The sequence below is a fragment of the Rathayibacter rubneri genome (assembly GCF_023743255.1).
Classification (GTDB): Bacteria; Actinomycetota; Actinomycetes; order Actinomycetales; family Microbacteriaceae; genus Rathayibacter; species Rathayibacter rubneri.
The window spans coordinates 33,537-46,524 of record NZ_JAMRYM010000019.1 but is presented as its reverse complement, the minus strand read 5'-3'; the positions used below and the strand labels follow the sequence as shown (position 1 = coordinate 46,524).

Below are 12,988 nucleotides of genomic sequence, written 5' to 3'. Positions count from 1 at the left end.
TCCTTCCGCCACCCTCCTCCAAAAGTTGCGGTGACTGCTCGCGATTCCCGCAACTTGTGGATGACCGTCACCACCGCAGGAGTCGCGACGGATGCGCGCGCTCACCGCGACTCGCGGGGCCGGGTGGGACGGCTCGACCCTCGTTCGCAGCAGGTGGCAGCGGTAGGGCCGGCGCTCGCCTCGCCTCCAAGCCGACGCAGAGGCCTGAGCCGGAGGCCGCGGCTCAACCGCGCCAGCCGTGGGCGTGGAGCGCCGCACGGATCTCGGCGATCGTCCGGGCACTCCCCCGCCGCAGGCCCTCCGCTCGGACCGGGACGATGATCCATCCCGCGAGCTGCAGGGAGAGACGGCGCTCGCGGTCGCGGGCGAACTGCGCATCGCTCGTGCGGTGCTGCTCCCCGTCGTACTCGACGAGCACCTTCCACCGCGAGAACACCAGATCGCCGATCGTGATGACCCTCGCCCCCACTCGGATCGGGACGTTGAGCTCCGGTTCCGGGAGACCCGCCTCCACTATCAGCAGCCGCAGCCCGGTCTCGGGTCGGGACGCCGCCTCCGCCGACGCCGCCGAGAGCGCAGCCCGGAGCGCCCGTGCGCCGCTCCCGTGGAAATCGGCGAGTGCCTTCTCGAGCTCGGCCCGCGTCGCGAAGGGACGATCGGGGTCGTCACTGCGGTAGCGCGGAACGAAGAGGAAGTGGTCCGTCGCGACGACCAGCTCCCGGAACGAGAGGATCGGGCCGAGCATCAGCCAGGTCGACACGGCGTCCGAGACGGGGAGCCTCCGTCGGGTGGTGACGACGAAACGACGGCCGTCGACCGCGTGGCCGATGACTCCGCGGCACCGCGGCGGCCTCGCCGGAGTGAACGCCGCCACGTGCACCGGATCGTCCTCCGCGGCGAGAGTCGGCAGTGGGACGTCGTACAGCACCGCCGCCGTCAGGTGCGAGAAGAACTGGCCGTCGCGGAGCCGCGGCACGTACGCCTGGGCGCGCTGGAGATGGGTGCGAGGCTGGACGACGGTGCGCACGCCGTGGAACGGACGGGACAGCGCTCGCCTCCGGATGCGATCCTCCGACCAGCCCCGCTCGATCGCGGACGCGCGGGAGAAGGCTCCGAGGGGGTTGTCGCTCTGACTCATGCGCCCAGCATCCCCGCGCCGCCGCGCCCGACGCCGTTGTCCACAGGCCCCTCGAGGCCGCAACCGCCTGTGGAGGCGTCAGTGCGTCCGCCCTCCTCCAAGAGTTGCGGTAAGTGCTGGCGCTTACCGCAGCTCTTGGAGGACCGCCAAGGGCGGGCAGGGCGGCGGGCGGCGCCCTGCCGCCCCGCCTCAGAGGAACAGCGGCGCCGGATCCAGCGTCGCGAAGCGGCGGCGCATCACCGCGACCGCGTCCGCGTGCGAGTCGATCAGCACGAAGCGCCGCCCCAGCGCGTGCGCGACCGCCCCGGTCGTGCCCGAGCCGGCGAAGAAGTCGAGCACCGCGTCGCCCTCGCGGCTCGACGCCTGCACGATGCGCCGGAGGATTCCCTCCGGCTTCTGCGTCGGGTACCCGGTCTTCTCGCGGCCCGTCGGCGACACGATCGTGTGCCACCACACGTCGGTCGGCCGCTTGCCCCGCTCCGCCTTCTCGGGGGTCACCAGTCCGGGCGCCATGTAGGGCTCGCGGTCGACCGCGACGGAGTCGAAGTGGTAGCTGCGCGGGTTCTTCACGTACACGAGGATCGTGTCGTGCTTGGTCGGCCAGCGCCGGGTCGCCTTGGCGCCGTAGTCGTACGCCCAGATGATCTCGTTGAGGAAGCACTCGCGGCCGAAGAGCGCGTCCAGCAGGACCTTGGCGTAGTGCGCCTCGCGGTAGTCGAGGTGGAGGTAGAGGGTGCCGTCGTCGGCGAGCAGGCGCCAGGCCTCGGCGAGCCGCGGCTCCAGGAACGACCAGTAGTCGTCGAAGCGGTCGTCGTAGCGGAGCAGGTCGCCCCGGATCCGCTCGTAGCTGCGGCCCTTGAACCCCGCGATCGTGCCCGTCGCCGAGCGCACCGACGTCGTCGAGGTGCGCACCTGCGCGCGCCCCGTGTTGAAGGGCGGGTCGAGGTACACGACCGTGAACGCCCCGTCGGCCAGCTGCGGCAGCACCTCGAGGTTGTCGGCGTGGATCACCGCGCTCCGCGACTCCGGCACGCCGTCGGCGATCTGCGGGGTCGGGGGCATCCGGCAATTCTGCCAGGGCGAGGGAGCGCTCCCGACACGCCCTTCCGCCCGGGAGGACCCTGAGCGACCCCGCCCGGTCCCCGGCGTAGAGTGCTGCGATGACTTCCGAGGTGCGTCACGACGAGGACGAGTCCAGGTACACGCTGTGGGTCGACGGCGAGAACGTCGGGGTCGCCGACTACGCGATCCGCGGATCCGACATCGTGTTCCTGCACACGGAGATCGCTCCCGAGCACCGCCACGAGGGGCTCGGCGACCGCCTGGTCGAGGCGGCGCTCGACGACGCGCACCAGCGCTTCGGCGGCCGCATCGTGCCGACGTGCCCCTTCGTGGCCGAGTTCATCGCCGCGCACCCCGACTACCAGGAGCTGCTCGCGAGCTGAGCCCGCCCGGCCGGGCGACCCGCGTCAGCGGAGGCGTCGCGTCGCGCTCACGGGACCCGGCGCAGCCACTCCTGGGTCGAGTACTTGGTCCGCACCAGCTCCTCGGCCTCGGCGTACTCCGCGTCGGTCAGGTCTCCCGGCGTGCCGCCGTGCAGGCGCACGAAGGTGTCCTTCATCCGCTCGATGATCTCGGCGCGGCTGAGCCCGGTCTGACTGCGCAGCGGGTCGACGCGCTTGACGGCGGAGGCGATGCCCTTGTCGGACAGCTTCTCGCGGCCGATGCGCAGCACCTGCACCATCTTCTCGGCGTCGATGTCGTAGCTCATGGTCACGTGGTGCAGGACCGCTCCCGAGCCCAGGCGCTTCTGCGCGGCTCCGCCGATCTTGCCCGAGGGCGAGGTGATGTCGTTGAGCGGCTGGTAGACCGCGTCGATGCCGAGCGACTGCAGCGCGCTGATCGTCCACTCGTCCAGGAACGCGTAGGAGTCGGCGAAGGTCAGACCCTGAACCAGGTCGCCGGGCACGTAGATCGAGTAGGTGACGACGCTGCCCGCCTCCATGAACATCGCCCCGCCGCCCGAGATGCGCCGGACCACCTCGACTCCGTGCTTCTCGGCGTTCTCGAGGTCGACCTCGTTGCGCAGCGACTGGAAGCTGCCGATGACGACGGCCGGCTGGTCCCACTCCCAGATCCGCAGGGTCGGCTCGCGGCGGCCCTCGCCGACGGCGGCGGTCAGGACCTCGTCGAGCGCGAGGTGCATCGCGGGCGGCACGGCCTTCGCGTGCACGATCCGCCAGTCGTAGTCGCGCCAGCTGGTCGCCTTCTGCAGCGAGCGGCGGATCGCGACCGCCACCGCCTCGGGCGTGAAGCCCAGCAGCACGGCGTCCGCGGGCAGCGCCGCCCGGATCGCGGCGGCGATCGTCTTGGCGTCGCTCTCCTCCGGCAGCCCCACGACGGCGCGGTCGATGTCGTCGAGCGCGGTGTCGGGCTCGAGGAAGAAGTCGCCCGCGAGGCGGAAGTCGGCGAACCTGCCGTCGACCACCTCCAGGTCGACGACCACGAGTTTTCCGCCGGGGACCTTGTACTCGCCATGCATGGGGCCAGCCTAGGCGGGAGCGGCCGCCCCGGGTGGTGCGTCGAAGCGCTCGTCGAGCCACGCGACCACGTCCGCCGTGACCTCGGCCCGGTTGAGCTCCTGGAACAGCTCGTGCCGGGCCTCCGGGTACACCCGGACCGACACGTCGGTGAAGCCGGAGCGCCGGCGGTAGGCGCGGGCGAGGGCCTGCACGGACCGCTCGCCGCCCAGCGTGTCCTCGGCGCCGATGACGATGAGCAGCGGCAGCGGAGGAGTGATCCGCCGCGCGGGCCGGCCGACCAGCCGCAGGGTCTCGATCACCCCGACCCGCTTCGCCAGCGGATCGGTGAAGGTCAGCTGGTCGTCCTGGAACAGCTGCCAGACGGCCGGATCGCGCGACAGCCACTCGAGGCCCAGGCCGCCGGGCTGCCGGTGCCGCCGGGTGAGGTCCCCGCCGTTCATGAACCCGGGCAGCCGGTAGGCGGTGCCGCTGAGCACGAGGGCCGCGTAGTCGGAGGAGTGGTGGTCGACGATCCGCTGCGCCATCAGCGATCCCCAGGAGTGGCCCAGCAGCACGATCGGCAGCCCGGCGTTCTCGGCGGCGAGCTCGCGCGTCAGGCGGTTGATCGCCTCCTCCGTCGCCCGCAGGCCGCCCGGACCCAGCCGCCCCAGCTGCGACGCGTCGCCGCCGTGCTGCTGCAGGCCCGTGCGCCCGTGCCCGCGGTGGTCGTCGGCGGCGACGGCGTAGCCCGCCGCCACGAGGGCCTGCGCGAGCTCGAGATACCGGCCCGAGTGCTCGCCGACGCCGTGCGCGATCTGCACGAGGGCGCGGGGCGCGGGGTGCGACCACCAGCGGTAGTGGATGGTCACGCCGTAGGCGTCGTCGAAGGTCCTGTCGACCGCGGTGTCCGGCATGGCACCAGTTTGGCCCACCGGCCGCTCAGCGCGACGGCGGACCCGAGAACTGAGAAGATACTCACGATCGAGTCGGAGCCGCCGCCTCGCCGTCGGCGGATCGTTACGGTTCTCATCGACTCACGGCGCCTCCGACGCCGGTCCCCCCACCCCTTCTCGAGCGAGGCCTCCCCCACTGATGACCGTATCGCCCCTGATCTGGACCCTGACGATCGTCTTCATCGTCCTGCTCCTGCTCTTCGACTTCTTCTTCCACGTGCGCAAGGCGCACGAGCCCACGCTGAAGGAGTCGGCGCTCTGGTCGGCCCTGTACGTCGGCATCGCCGTGCTCTTCGGCCTCGGCGTCCTCGTCTTCGGCGGGCCGACCCCCGGGTCCGAGTACTTCGCGGGCTACATCACCGAGAAGGCCCTCTCGGTCGACAACCTGTTCGTCTTCCTGATCATCATGGCGAGCTTCAAGGTGCCCCGCGCCGACCAGCAGAAGGTGCTGCTCTTCGGCATCGTCTTCGCCCTGATCGCCCGCACCGGCTTCATCTTCCTCGGCGCCGCCCTGATCAACTCGTTCGCCTGGGTCTTCTACGCGTTCGGCCTGATCCTGCTGCTCACCGCGTTCAACCTGGTGAAGCCCGGCGACGAGCACTCCGGCGACAACGTCATGGTCCGCCTCGCCAAGCGCGTCTTCAAGACGAGCGACAAGTACGACGGCGACAGGTTCTACACGACCGTCGACGGCAAGCGCGTCCTCACCCCGATGATCCTGGTCATGGCCGCGATCGGCGGTACGGACATCCTGTTCGCGCTCGACAGCGTGCCCGCGATTTTCGGCCTCACCAACGACGTCTTCCTGGTCTTCACCGCGACCGCGTTCTCGCTGCTGGGCCTGCGCCAGCTGTACTTCCTGATCGACGGCCTGCTCGACCGCCTGGTCTACCTCAGCTACGGACTCGCCGCGATCCTCGCCTTCATCGGCGTGAAGCTGATCCTGCACGCGCTCCACGAGAACACCCTGCCGTTCATCAACAACGGCGAGCACGTCGAGGTCTTCGAGATCGGCACCGGCCTCTCCCTCACCGTGATCATCGGAGTGCTGACCGTCACGGTCATCGCCTCGCTGGTCAGCCCCAAGGGCCGCCGCATGGCGAAGGAGGCCGCCGAGCGCCGCCGCATCGAGGCCGAGGCCGGCGCCGGGCACTGATCCCTCTTGTGTGCCGCAGGGCGGCGCACCGCGGTCGGCTTCCCTGCGTGGGACGGTCGCGCAGAGCGTCCTGCGTCCGCCTACGGCGATCCGCTGGCACGCGGATCACCTGTTCGGCTCCCACCCTGCGATGAAGCCCCCCGGAACCGCGAGTCCCGGGGGGCTTCGTCCTTCCCGGAGCAGGCACTCACTTCGCGCGGTACCGGTGCTCGGGCCGGCCGGTGCTGCCGTAGCTCAGCGTCATCTCGACCAGCCCGCGGCTTGCCAGCCCCGCGAGGTAGCGCTGAGCCGTAGCCCGAGAAATCCCCGCGCGCTCCGCGACCTCGAGTGCCGAGAGCTCGGCTCCGGACTCGGTGAGCCGGGCGAGCACGAGCTGCTCGGTGGCCGACCGCGAGGGCGGGGCCGCGGCCGCGTCGCCCGAGTGCAGGATCCGGAGCGCCCGTTCCACCGCCTCCTGGTCGGCCGCGCGGTCCTCGCGCAGCACGTTGCGGAACCTCACGTAGGCGTCGAGCCGCTCGCCCAGCAGCCGCGCGTCGAACGGCTTGATCAGGTAGCCGAGCGCACCGGCGTGCAGCGCGCGCCGCACCGTCGCTCCGTCCGACGCGGCGCTCACGACGAACGCGTCGGTGTCGAGCTCGCGCAGCAGTGCGATGCCGCTCTGGTCCGGCAGGTGCACGTCGAGCAGCAGCAGATCCGGAGCGGAGTCGAGCACCGCCGCCCGCGCCGCCCGCGCGGTGTGCACGGGCGGCAGCGCGCGCAGCCCCTGGCGCCCGTCGACCAGGTCGGCGTGCAGCTGCGCCACGCGGAAGTCGTCGTCCACGACGAGCACGGTGCGCTCCTGCGGGTCGGTCATCGCTCCTCCTCCGTCCCGGGCGGACGCACCGCGCCCGGCAGCCGCGCGCAGAGCACCGCCCCTCCCGTGCCGCCACCGGCGTCCGCCAGCCACACCGCGCCGCCGCGCCGCGCCGCCACCTCGCGGCAGAGCGGCAGCCCGAAGCCGCGGCCGTGCACGCGGTCCTCGTCCCCGTCGTCCTCGGCGGGGCCGCGATCGAAGAGGGTCTCCGGATCCGCGACGCCGTCGCCGCTGTCGGCGACCGTGACGAAGAGGGTGTCGCCGTCGTCGAGCAGCTCGACCTCGACGAAGCGCACGTCGCGGGCGCCCACCGCCGCTGCGCGCACCGCGTTGTCGACGAGGTTGCCGACCACCGTGGCGACGTCCTCCGGCTCGACGACGACCCCGCGCACGAGCGTCTCGTCGCCGAGGGTCAGCAGCACGCCGCGCTCGGCCGCCTCGATCCCCTTGGCGCCGACGAGCGCCTGCAGGTACGGCTCCTGCAGCCGGTCGGCGTGCTGCACCGGGTACTTCAGCGGCCCGCGGGTCAGCACCTCGCCGAGGTAGTCGCGGGCCGACTCCGTGCGGCCGGCGTCGAGCAGCCCCGCCACGACGTGCAGGCGGTTCGCGAACTCGTGCCGCTGCACGCGCAGGGCGTTGGTCATCGAGCCGACGGCGTCCAGGCGGCGGCTGAGCGCGGCGACATCGGTGCGGTCGCGCAGCACGACCACCAGCCCGAGGTCGCGCTCCCCGCGGGTGACCCGGCGGATGTCCACGTAGACGATGCGCGAGCGGACGACGAACCCCTCGGCTCCGGCACTCCGGGCGCGCTCGGGCGAGCGGAGCGCGGCGGCGACCGCGTCGGCCAGCGGCGTCGGCAGGCCGAGCTCGGCGAGCGCGAGCCCGTGCAGCGCGCGCCCGGAGGGGTCGTCCGAGCCGAGGATCGCGGCGGCGCGGGCGTTGCAGACGCCGACCCGCCCGTCGAGGTCGAAGGCGAGCACTCCCTCGTCGACGCCGTCGAGCACCGCGGCCTGGTCCTGCACGAGCGCGGTCAGCTCCTCCGGGGCCAGTCCCAGGGTCAACCGCAGCAGCCGACGGCGGATGAAGACGGAGGCGACCACGGCGAGCGCCAGCGCGGCGACGGCCGCCGCGACGACTCCGAGGAGCGCCTTCGGCAGGTCGTCGAAGACGCTCGAGCGGGCGAAGCCGATGCTCACCTCGCCGACGACCCCGCCGCCCGCGGGAGCGAAGACGGGCACCTTCGCCCGGGCCGACTCCCCCAGCGTGCCGGTGCCCCACGACACGCTCTCCCGCCCGGCGAGGGCCTCGGTCGCGCTCGTCGAGACGATCTCGCCGAGCCGGTCGGGGTCGGGGTGCGCGAGCCGGATGCCCTGGTCGTCGGTGATCACCACGAAGAGCGCGCCGGTGCGCTCCTCCACTCCGGCGGCGAGGTCCTCGAGCGGGCCGGAGCGCAGATCGACCGCGTCCGGCGTGCCGGGGTCGGCGGAGTAGTCGCCGACGGCCGAGCGCACGTCGGGATCCTCGGCGACGGTGCGGGCGATGGCGAGCGCCGTCTCCTCCGCCTCGCCGCGCAGCTGCTGCACGCTGAGGGCGGTGACGAGGCCGGCGCAGACCAGGACCGCCGCCGAGACGGTCGCGAGCTGCAGCACGAGCACGTGGGTCGCGAAGCGCATGCGCCGCCTCCTCACTGCGCAGAATGCGCAGAACCCACACTATGCGCAGATCGCGCGCTAATGAGCGATACCCGGGTGCGGCCGTCGGGCGTCCCTAGGGTTCTCAGGACCCGGAGAGCGCCGCCTCGGCCGGAGCGCTGGACGCACCACGACGAAGGAGTCAGCAGTGTTGGTAGTACTCGGATTCACGATGATCCTGGCCTTCATGGCCCTGATCATGACCAAGAGGCTCACGCCCATGGTCGCGCTGATCGTCGTCCCCACGATCTTCGGCCTCTTCGCGGGCGCGGGCCTGGGCATCGGCGACATGGTCATCGAGGCCATCGGCAGCCTCGCCCCCACGGCCGCCCTGCTGATGTTCGCGATCATGTACTTCGGCATCATGATCGACGTCGGGCTCTTCGACCCGCTGATCCGCTTCATCGTCCGCGCCCTGGGCGACGACCCGGCCAAGGTCGTGCTCGGCACGGCGCTGCTGGCCGGCGCGGTCTCGCTCGACGGCGACGGATCGACCACCTTCATCGTGACCACCGCCGCGATGCTGCCCATCTACCTCCGCCTGGGCATGAACCCGGTCGTGCTCACCTGCGTCGCGGGTCTGGCCAACGGCACGCTGAACATCGTCCCGTGGGGCGGCCCGACGGTCCGCGCCGCCGCCGCCCTGCAGGTCTCGCCGAGCGAGATCTTCGTGCCGATGCTCCCCTCCCTCGCGGTGGGGCTGGCCGTCACGCTGGTCTTCGCGTGGATGCTCGGACTCGGCGAGCGCCGCCGCCTCGGCTCGCTCGCCCTGGCCGAGCCCATGGTCGAGCAGGAGCTCGTCGGCGCCGGCCGCGCCGGCCGCGCCGGCGGGCTCGCCGCCCTCACCGGAGGCATCCGCACCGTCGCCCGCGAGAAGTTCTCGTTCCTGCGCGGACCGGAGTCGCTGCGCGGCGCCCAGGTCGCCGTCGCCGCCCGTGTGCAGGCCGACGACGCCGACACCGCCATGGCCGACACCATGCTCGACCCCGAGCGCGAGACCCTGCGCCCGAAGCTGATCTGGGTGAACCTCGCGCTCACGCTGGCGGTCATGACCCTGCTGGTCGCCGACGTCCTGCCGCTGCCCTACGTCTTCATGGTCGGCTCGGCCGTGGCCCTGCTCATCAACTTCCCGAAGATGAAGGACCAGGCGTCCGAGATCGTCAAGCACGCGCCGAGCATCGTCGGCGTCGTCTCGATGGTGCTCGCCGCCGGTGTCCTCATCGGAGTGCTGAACGGCACCGGGATGGTCGACGCGATGGCCGAGTGGGTCGTCGACGTGATCCCGCCGGCGCTGGGTCCGTTCCTCGCCGTCATCACCGGTGTCCTGAGCATCCCGATGACGTTCTTCATGTCGAACGACGCCTTCTACTACGGCATCCTCCCGGTGCTCGCCGAGAGCGCCGCGAACTACGGCATCGACCCGGTCGAGATGGCCCGCGCCTCGATCACCGGCCAGCCCGTCCACCTGCAGAGCCCGCTCGTGCCGGCGATCCTGCTGCTCGTCTCGCTCGCCGCGGTCAACCTCGGCGACCACCACCGCAAGGTGCTGTGGCGCGCGGTGATCGTGTCGCTGGTGATGCTGGCGGTCGGCGTGCTGGTCGGAGCGATCCCCTTCGGCTGATCCGCAGCAGAACCTCGGCCCGGAGGGCCCGTCGCGCACCATCAGGCGCGACGGGCCCTCTCCGCTGAGGCTCTGCGGCTGTCGCGCAGCCCTCAGGCCGCGACGTCCGCCCGCTCCGCCTCGCGGGTGCCCGCGTAGACCTCGCGGTCGATCTCGTCGTCGGCGTGCGCGACGAGCATCGCGACGAAGGTGTCGCCGTTGACGTTGAGGAAGGTGCGGAAGATGCCGGTGAACCAGTCGACGGCGATCAGCAGGCCGACCGCCTGGATCGGGAGGCCGAGGGTGGTCGCGAGGAACAGCGCGACGACGGGGAACCCGCCGGGCACCGTGATGGTGCCCATGTTCAGCAGGATCGCGAGGCCCATCCCGAGCAGGATCTGCCCGGGCGAGAGCGCGACGTCGCCGGCCTGCGCGAGGAAGAGGACGACGATCGTGTAGTTCAGCACCGCGCCGTAGGAGCCCATGGTGAGCCCGATCGACAGGGTGAAGTCGGCCACCCGGCGGCTCACTCCGACCTTCTCGACGGTGTTGCGCAGGACGGTCGGGAAGGTGACGGCGGAGCTGGTGGTCGTGATCGCGATCACGGTCTGCTCGGCGAGCTTGCGGGGCAGGCGTCGCGGGTCGAGGCGGGTGCGCACCGTGACCACGACGACGAACACGACCGTGAGGATCAGCACGCCCAGCAGCGTGGTGCCGAGGTACGCCAGCGCGGTCGACACCACGGCGAGCCCGACCTCGCCGGTCAGCGCGGCGAGCAGGGCGAACACGCCGATCGGCGCGATGCGCATCACGAGCCGGATGAGGACGAGCAGGATCTGCTGCAGCTGCTCGAGGCCCTTCAGCACGAGGGTGTTGCCGGTGGAGGTCGCGTAGCTGTTCAGGGCGATGCCGAACAGGAGCGAGAAGACGATGATCGGCACCATCGTCGCCGTCGACATCGAGGCGATGATGTTGGTCGAGAAGAAGCCCAGCAGCGTGTCCTGCCATCCCGCGGCCTCGGCCGCCGACTCCTGCAGCGCCGGGTCGAGCTCCCCTGAGAAGGTGGCGCCCGCGCCCGGCTGCAGCAGCAGGCCGAGGGCGACGGCGACCGACGCGGCGACGATCGAGAAGCCGATCATCCAGCCGAACGTGCGGGCGGCGAGCCGGCCGGTGCCGACCCCGCCCATCGAGCCGGTCGCCACGATCACCGATGCCATCACGAGCGGCACGATCGCCATCTGGATCAGGCGGATGAAGATCTGGCCGACGAACTCGAGGTTCCCCGCCCACTCCCCCGCGATCAGGCCGAAGACGATCCCGGCGACGGCTGCGAGGCCGATCCGGGTCGCCGGGTTCGTGAGGACGCTGAGCTTCATGGGGACTCCGAGGACGAGGGCGGACGGCCGGGGCCGAAGTGGTAGGACCAATCAAGCGCACGGGTGTTGCGTCCGCGCTTCGCCCGTGTTTCGAGTGCGTGACGACCGTCGGCAGCGTGTGATGATCGGAGCGTCCGCCCCGCGTCCCGGGGCGCAGGAAGGGCAGCCCGTGGTCGAGACCTCCGCCGAGACGGTGCCCGCCGTCGTCGTCCGGCACCTCGAGGGCCTGATCGCCCGGGGCAGGCTCCTCCCCGGTGCCCGGCTCGATTCCGAGCGGGCGATCGCCGCCGAGCTCGGCGTCTCGCGCACCGCCGTCCGCGACGCGCTCGCCCGGATGGAGGCGGCGGGCCTGGTCGAGCGCCGGCAGGGCTCCGGTACCCGCGTCAGCGCGATGCCGCCCGCCGAGCGGCTCCTCGCCTCCGGCCTCGAGCGGCACCTGTCCGACCTCGCTCACTCCGCCGAGCTCCGCCGCGTCCTGGAGCCCGAGACCGCCCGACTCGCGGCCCTCCGCGCGACTCCGGAGGACCTGCGCGCACTCGTGGACGTCCTGGAGCGGGCAGCGGGCTGCGACGACCCCGACCGGTCCGTGCGGCTGGACGTCGAGTTCCACGTCGGCGTCGCCCGGCTCACCGGCAACCCGCTCCTGGTCACGATGAGCGACCTGACCACCTCCTGGACCGTCGAGGCGCGGATCTACTCCCACCTCGAGGACCGCGGACGCGCGGCGTCGCTCGCGGGCCACCGCCGGATCCTCGACGCCCTGGCCGCCGGCGACGGCGAGTCGGCCGCGATCGCGATGCGCGAGCACCTGGGCGAGATCGAGACGATCATCGCCGAGGTCGTCGCGCCCTGAGCCCGGTCCTCAGGCCAGCAGCGGCGCCAGGTTCTCGGTCCACACGTCGAAGCCGAGCTTCACGATGAGCGCGCCGACCACCGCGAGGAACGCGATCCGGATGAAGCGGCTCCCCTTGGCCACCGCCATGCGCGAGCCCAGATAGGCGCCCGCCACGTTCGCGAGACCCATGAAGAGGCCCAGCACCCAGATCACGTGCCCGCCGGGGACGAAGTAGAGCAGCGCCCCGAGGTTCGTCGCGACGTTGACGATCTTCGCCTTGGCGCTGGCGAGCAGGAAGTCGTAGCCGAGCGCCGTGATCAGCGCGATGATCAGGAACGTGCCGGTCCCGGGGCCGATCAGTCCGTCGTAGAACCCGATCACCAGGCCCAGCACCGCCGCGGTCGCCAGGTGCCGCCGCCCCGCGTGCTTGAGCGCGGTGACGCTGCCCATCGTGGGGCGCGCGATCGTGACGACGGCGACGACGATCAGCGCGACGACGATGATCGGCTTGAAGACGGAGGAGGGCAGCAGCCCCGCGAGCGTCGCGCCTCCGTAGCTGCCCGCGAGGGCGACGGCCGCCATCGGCAGCGCCGTGCGGAGGTCGGGCCGGGCCCGCCGGAAGAACGTGATCGCACTGGTCGTGGTGCCGAAGATCGACGCGAGCTTGTTGGTGGCCAGCGCCTGCACCGGCGAGATCCCCGGCACGAGGAGCAGGGCGGGCAGCTGGAGGAGGCCTCCGCCGCCCACCACCGCGTCGATCCAGCCGGCCGCGAAGGCCGCGAGGACCATCAGCGCGATGATCGGGAGCCCGAGGTCCGAGGTGAAGTCCAGCATCGCTTCGGAGCGTACTGGAGCGCTCCCACC

At 71.9% G+C, this 12,988-nt stretch carries 12 protein-coding genes; 4 read left to right on the top strand and 8 right to left on the bottom strand.

From position 1 onward, the window contains the following. Positions 1 to 223 precede the first annotated feature (223 nt). Both NB037_RS07000 and NB037_RS06995 read right to left on the bottom strand, forming a co-directional pair. Positions 224 to 1,138 carry a DUF559 domain-containing protein gene (locus NB037_RS07000; protein WP_251944573.1) on the bottom strand — a complete coding sequence of 305 codons (915 nt, stop codon included), beginning with the start codon at positions 1,136 to 1,138 and terminating at the stop codon, positions 224 to 226. A 189-nt stretch (positions 1,139 to 1,327) separates the two neighbouring features. Beyond that, positions 1,328 to 2,200 carry a DNA-methyltransferase gene (locus NB037_RS06995; protein WP_251944572.1) on the bottom strand — a complete coding sequence of 291 codons (873 nt, stop codon included), beginning with the start codon at positions 2,198 to 2,200 and terminating at the stop codon, positions 1,328 to 1,330. 98 nt (positions 2,201 to 2,298) lie between these two features. Here NB037_RS06995 and NB037_RS06990 point away from each other — a divergent pair, with 98 nt between their 5' ends. Beyond that, complete coding sequence (locus NB037_RS06990; protein ID WP_251944571.1) at positions 2,299 to 2,583, top strand: GNAT family N-acetyltransferase; 285 nt, start codon at positions 2,299 to 2,301, stop codon at positions 2,581 to 2,583. 47 nt (positions 2,584 to 2,630) lie between these two features. Here NB037_RS06990 and lplAB read toward each other — a convergent pair whose 3' ends face one another. Together lplAB and NB037_RS06980 are read right to left on the bottom strand one after the other, a co-directional pair. Beyond that, on the bottom strand, positions 2,631 to 3,680 hold the full coding sequence (gene lplAB / locus NB037_RS06985; protein ID WP_251944570.1) for a lipoate-protein ligase LplAB: 1,050 nt from the start codon (positions 3,678 to 3,680) through the stop codon (positions 2,631 to 2,633). Between the two features lie 9 nt (positions 3,681 to 3,689). Continuing rightward, positions 3,690 to 4,574 carry an alpha/beta fold hydrolase gene (locus tag NB037_RS06980; protein ID WP_251944569.1) on the bottom strand — a complete coding sequence of 295 codons (885 nt, stop codon included), beginning with the start codon at positions 4,572 to 4,574 and terminating at the stop codon, positions 3,690 to 3,692. A 178-nt stretch (positions 4,575 to 4,752) separates the two neighbouring features. On the opposite strand from NB037_RS06980, the gene NB037_RS06975 reads away from it, so the two are divergent. Further along, positions 4,753 to 5,769 carry a TerC family protein gene (locus NB037_RS06975; RefSeq protein WP_251944568.1) on the top strand — a complete coding sequence of 339 codons (1,017 nt, stop codon included), beginning with the start codon at positions 4,753 to 4,755 and terminating at the stop codon, positions 5,767 to 5,769. Positions 5,770 to 5,956: 187 nt separating this feature from the next. Here NB037_RS06975 and NB037_RS06970 read toward each other — a convergent pair whose 3' ends face one another. Together NB037_RS06970 and NB037_RS06965 are read right to left on the bottom strand one after the other, a co-directional pair. Beyond that, the gene (locus tag NB037_RS06970) at positions 5,957 to 6,622 is read right to left on the bottom strand and encodes a response regulator (protein WP_251944567.1); all 666 of its coding nucleotides are present in this window, start codon (positions 6,620 to 6,622) and stop codon (positions 5,957 to 5,959) included. Beyond that, positions 6,619 to 8,295 carry a sensor histidine kinase gene (locus NB037_RS06965; RefSeq protein WP_251944566.1) on the bottom strand — a complete coding sequence of 559 codons (1,677 nt, stop codon included), beginning with the start codon at positions 8,293 to 8,295 and terminating at the stop codon, positions 6,619 to 6,621. Before NB037_RS06965 ends, NB037_RS06970 begins: the two co-directional genes overlap by 4 nt. 190 nt (positions 8,296 to 8,485) lie before the next feature. Here NB037_RS06965 and NB037_RS06960 point away from each other — a divergent pair, with 190 nt between their 5' ends. Next, positions 8,486 to 9,934, top strand: a complete 1,449-nt coding sequence (locus tag NB037_RS06960; protein ID WP_251944577.1) for a CitMHS family transporter — start codon at positions 8,486 to 8,488, stop codon at positions 9,932 to 9,934. Positions 9,935 to 10,026: 92 nt separating this feature from the next. Here the strand turns inward: NB037_RS06960 and NB037_RS06955 are convergent, their stop codons facing one another. Continuing rightward, complete coding sequence (locus tag NB037_RS06955; RefSeq protein WP_251944564.1) at positions 10,027 to 11,289, bottom strand: dicarboxylate/amino acid:cation symporter; 1,263 nt, start codon at positions 11,287 to 11,289, stop codon at positions 10,027 to 10,029. A gap of 169 nt (positions 11,290 to 11,458) precedes the next feature. Between NB037_RS06955 and NB037_RS06950 the strand changes: the two genes are divergently transcribed. Continuing rightward, positions 11,459 to 12,142: a FadR/GntR family transcriptional regulator gene (locus NB037_RS06950; protein WP_251944562.1), complete on the top strand. Its 684-nt coding sequence runs from the start codon at positions 11,459 to 11,461 to the stop codon at positions 12,140 to 12,142. Between the two features lie 9 nt (positions 12,143 to 12,151). Here NB037_RS06950 and NB037_RS06945 read toward each other — a convergent pair whose 3' ends face one another. Further along, on the bottom strand, positions 12,152 to 12,958 hold the full coding sequence (locus tag NB037_RS06945; protein WP_251944560.1) for a sulfite exporter TauE/SafE family protein: 807 nt from the start codon (positions 12,956 to 12,958) through the stop codon (positions 12,152 to 12,154). Between the last annotated feature and the right edge of the window lie 30 nt (positions 12,959 to 12,988).

Excerpts from the sequence above, each read along its gene's own strand:
- NB037_RS07000 (WP_251944573.1), bottom strand. The coding sequence starts at position 1,138 with ATGAGTCAGAGCGACAACCCCCTCGGAGCCTTCTCCCGCGCGTCCGCG.
- NB037_RS06995 (WP_251944572.1), bottom strand. The coding sequence starts at position 2,200 with ATGCCCCCGACCCCGCAGATCGCCGACGGCGTGCCGGAGTCGCGGAGC.
- NB037_RS06990 (WP_251944571.1), top strand. The coding sequence starts at position 2,299 with ATGACTTCCGAGGTGCGTCACGACGAGGACGAGTCCAGGTACACGCTG.
- lplAB (WP_251944570.1), bottom strand. The coding sequence starts at position 3,680 with ATGCATGGCGAGTACAAGGTCCCCGGCGGAAAACTCGTGGTCGTCGAC.
- NB037_RS06980 (WP_251944569.1), bottom strand. The coding sequence starts at position 4,574 with ATGCCGGACACCGCGGTCGACAGGACCTTCGACGACGCCTACGGCGTG.
- NB037_RS06975 (WP_251944568.1), top strand. The coding sequence starts at position 4,753 with ATGACCGTATCGCCCCTGATCTGGACCCTGACGATCGTCTTCATCGTC.
- NB037_RS06970 (WP_251944567.1), bottom strand. The coding sequence starts at position 6,622 with ATGACCGACCCGCAGGAGCGCACCGTGCTCGTCGTGGACGACGACTTC.
- NB037_RS06965 (WP_251944566.1), bottom strand. The coding sequence starts at position 8,295 with ATGCGCTTCGCGACCCACGTGCTCGTGCTGCAGCTCGCGACCGTCTCG.
- NB037_RS06960 (WP_251944577.1), top strand. The coding sequence starts at position 8,486 with ATGATCCTGGCCTTCATGGCCCTGATCATGACCAAGAGGCTCACGCCC.
- NB037_RS06955 (WP_251944564.1), bottom strand. The coding sequence starts at position 11,289 with ATGAAGCTCAGCGTCCTCACGAACCCGGCGACCCGGATCGGCCTCGCA.
- NB037_RS06945 (WP_251944560.1), bottom strand. The coding sequence starts at position 12,958 with ATGCTGGACTTCACCTCGGACCTCGGGCTCCCGATCATCGCGCTGATG.